The sequence below is a fragment of the Micromonospora sp. NPDC050397 genome, assembly GCF_044901685.1.
GTDB lineage: Bacteria > Actinomycetota > Actinomycetes > Mycobacteriales > Micromonosporaceae > Micromonospora_G.
The window spans coordinates 1-2,922 of the sequence record NZ_JBJDPS010000042.1 but is presented as its reverse complement, the minus strand read 5'-3'; the positions used below and the strand labels follow the sequence as shown (position 1 = coordinate 2,922).

The window sequence follows — 2,922 nt, the reverse complement described above, 5'->3', positions numbered from 1 at the left end:
GTCCCGACCCTCGGCCACCAGACGCCACAACGCCTCCGGCGAATCCACCCCACCCGGCAACCGACAACCCATACCCACAATCGCGATCGGCTCGTGTCTCGCCGCGTCGATCGCCTCGTTCTCCTGCCTCAGCCGCTCGTTCTCGATCAGTGAAGCGCGTAACGCTTCGACGAGCCTTTCGTCGGGCGCGGTCACCGGCGTCTCCTCCATCCCTGTCGAATCAACGGTTCGAGCCGCCGAGTGCCCGCGCCACGAGGCTCTCGACATCCATGTTCGCGATGACGTCGATCTCCTCGGACCGTGGCGACCGGCGGTCCTCGTGCGCGTCGTGCTCCGGGCCGCCGCCTTCGTCGGCTGCGGCCGCGCTGTCCGGGCAGAGCTGCGTCCAGAGCTGGTGGGCCAGCTCCAGCGGGGTCGGGTAGTCGAAGACCAGGGTGACCGGCAGACGTACGCCGGTGCTGGTGTTGAGCCGGTTGCGCAGTTCCACCGCCAGCAGCGAGTCGAAGCCCAACTCCTTGAACGCCTGTTCGGTGTTGATCGCCTCGCCGTCACCCCGACCGAGTACGGCTGCCGCCTGGCCTCGGACCAGGTCCAGCAGGACCTGTCGCTGATCCGCCGGTGGCAATCCGGCCAGCCGCTGCGCGTACGACTGTTGGGACCCGGCGTCGGCGCGGGCGGTCCGACGCGGCGGGCGTACCAGTCCGCGCAGCAGGGGGGAGAGCTGCCCGGCGGCGGCCTGCTTCCGCAGCGCGGCCAGGTCGAGCTTCACCGGTACGGACACCGGGTCGCCGGTGGCCAGCGCGGCGTCGAAGAGGGCCATGCCCTCGGCCGGCTCCAGCGCGGCTGCTCCGCGACGGGTCAGCCGTCGCTGCTCCCGCTCGCCGAGGTGGGCGGTCATCCCACTGGCCGAGGCCCAGAGTCCCCAGGCCAGCGACGTCGCCGGCAGACCCTGTGCGCGACGTAGCTGGGCCAGGCCGTCGAGGAAGCCGTTGGCCGCCGCGTAGTTCGCCTGTCCGGGGCTGCCCAGCACCCCGGCGGCGGACGAGTACAGCACGAACGCGGTGAGGTCGAGGTCTCTGGTCAGCTCGTGCAGGTGCCAGGCGGCGTCCACCTTCGGTTGGAACACCGCGTCGAACCGGGCCGGGGTCAGCGCGGAGAGCACGCCGTCGTCGAGCAGTCCGGCGGTGTGTACGACGGCGGTCAGCGGATGCTCGGCCGGAATGGTCGCGAGGACCTCGGCCAGGGCGGCTCGGTCCGAGGTGTCACACGAGCGGATCGTCACCCGGGCACCCAGCGCCGTCAGCTCCTGCCGCAGCTCGTCCGCGCCGGTCGCGGCCGACCCGCTGCGGCTGAGCAACAGCAGGTGACGTGCCCCGTACGCCTGCACGACGTGTCGGGCGGCGAGCCGGCCGAGGACACCGGTACCACCGGTGATCAGCACCGTACCCGTGGCCGACCAGGACGGGGACGGCCCCGCCGGGTCCGGTCGGACCGGCAGCAGCCTCGGCACCCGTACCGCGCCGCCGCGCACGGCCAACTGCGACTCGCCGGTGCCGAGCACGGAGGCGATCAGTTCCGGCTCGGCGGGCTGGTCGACGTCGACCACGACGATCCGGTCCGGCAGCTCCGCCTGGGCGGCGCGGGCCAGCCCCCAGACCGCGGCGGCGGCGGGGTCGCAGGTCTCGTCCGGGCCCACCGCCACGGCGCCCCGGGTGACCACGACCAGGCGCGAGGTGCCGTCCGACCCGCCGGCCGCGTCCCACTCCTGCAACCGCGCGAGGGTCCGCGCGGTGAGCCGGCGCGCCCGCTGCGGGCCCTGGAGGTCGTCGCTGGTCTCGGTGGTGTCGACCACGGTCAGGTTCCGGTCCGGACCCACGGGCGACCCGACCGGTACGTCCAGCGGTGTCCAGTCGACGCGGAACAGCGAGCCTCCCGTGGGAGTGTCGCCGGCCAGCCGTTCGAGCGGGATCGGCCGGAAGACGAGCGACCCGACCGACGCGACCGGCGCCCCGGCGGGGTCGGTCAGCTCCAGCGACACCGCGTCGCCGGCAGTCGGCGTGATCCGTACCCGTAGGGCCGACGCGCCGGCGGCGTGCAGCGTCAGTTGGTTCCAGGCGAAGGGGAGCTCCACCTGCCCTTCGGTGGGCTGACCGGGGAGGGCGAAGCCGGCCGCGTGCAGTGCGGCGTCCAGCAACGCCGGGTGCAGCCCGAAGCGGCCCGCCTCGTCGTGCTGCTCCGACGGCAGGGCCACCTCGGCGAAGACCTCGTCACCGCGTCGCCATACCGCCCGCAGCCCCTGGAACGCCGGGCCGTAACCGTAGCCGGCGGCGAGCTGGCGCTGGTAGAAGTCGTCGATGTTGACCGGGGCGGCCCCGGGGACCGGCCACGGGGACGGTTCCGGCGTCGGCGTACGGCGGTTCGCCGTGGAGAGCAGCCCGGTCGCGTGTCGGGTCCAGGTGACCTCCGCCTCGGGGAGGTCGTCCGGTCCGGAGTAGATGGTGACCGCGTGCCGGCCGGCGTCGTCCGGTCCGGTGGCGACCACCCGGACCCGTACGCCGCCCTGCTCGGGCATTCGCAGCGGAGCCTCGATCACCAGCTCGTCGAGCAGGTCGGCGCCGATCTCGTCACCGACCCGGACGACCAGTTCCACCAGTCCGCTGCCGGGGAGCAGAACCACGTCGGAGACGGCGTGGTCGGCGAGCCACGGCTGGGCCCGCGACGACAGGTGCCCGGTCGCCACCACCCCGGCCGACTCCGGCAGGTGCACGATCGCACCGAGTACGGGATGCGCCGTCGGTGACAATCCGGCGGCGGATACGTCTGCCACCGCGGTTGTTTGGTGGAGCCAGTAGTGGTGGTGTTGGAAGGGGTAGGTGGGTAGTGGGGTGTGGTTTGTGGTGGGGGTGTGGTGGGGCCAGGTGA

General features: G+C 73.0%; 2 protein-coding genes. Both read right to left on the bottom strand.

Annotated elements, in window-relative coordinates; translation table 11 throughout:
• Positions 1–195 (bottom strand): polyketide synthase docking domain-containing protein (locus ACI2K4_RS36240; RefSeq protein ID WP_404517627.1); only part of this gene is annotated, 195 nt, incomplete at its 3' end.
• Between the two features lie 25 nt (positions 196–220).
• Complete coding sequence (locus ACI2K4_RS36235) at positions 221–2,827, bottom strand: type I polyketide synthase (protein ID WP_404517626.1); 2,607 nt, start codon at positions 2,825–2,827, stop codon at positions 221–223.
• Between the last annotated feature and the right edge of the window lie 95 nt (positions 2,828–2,922).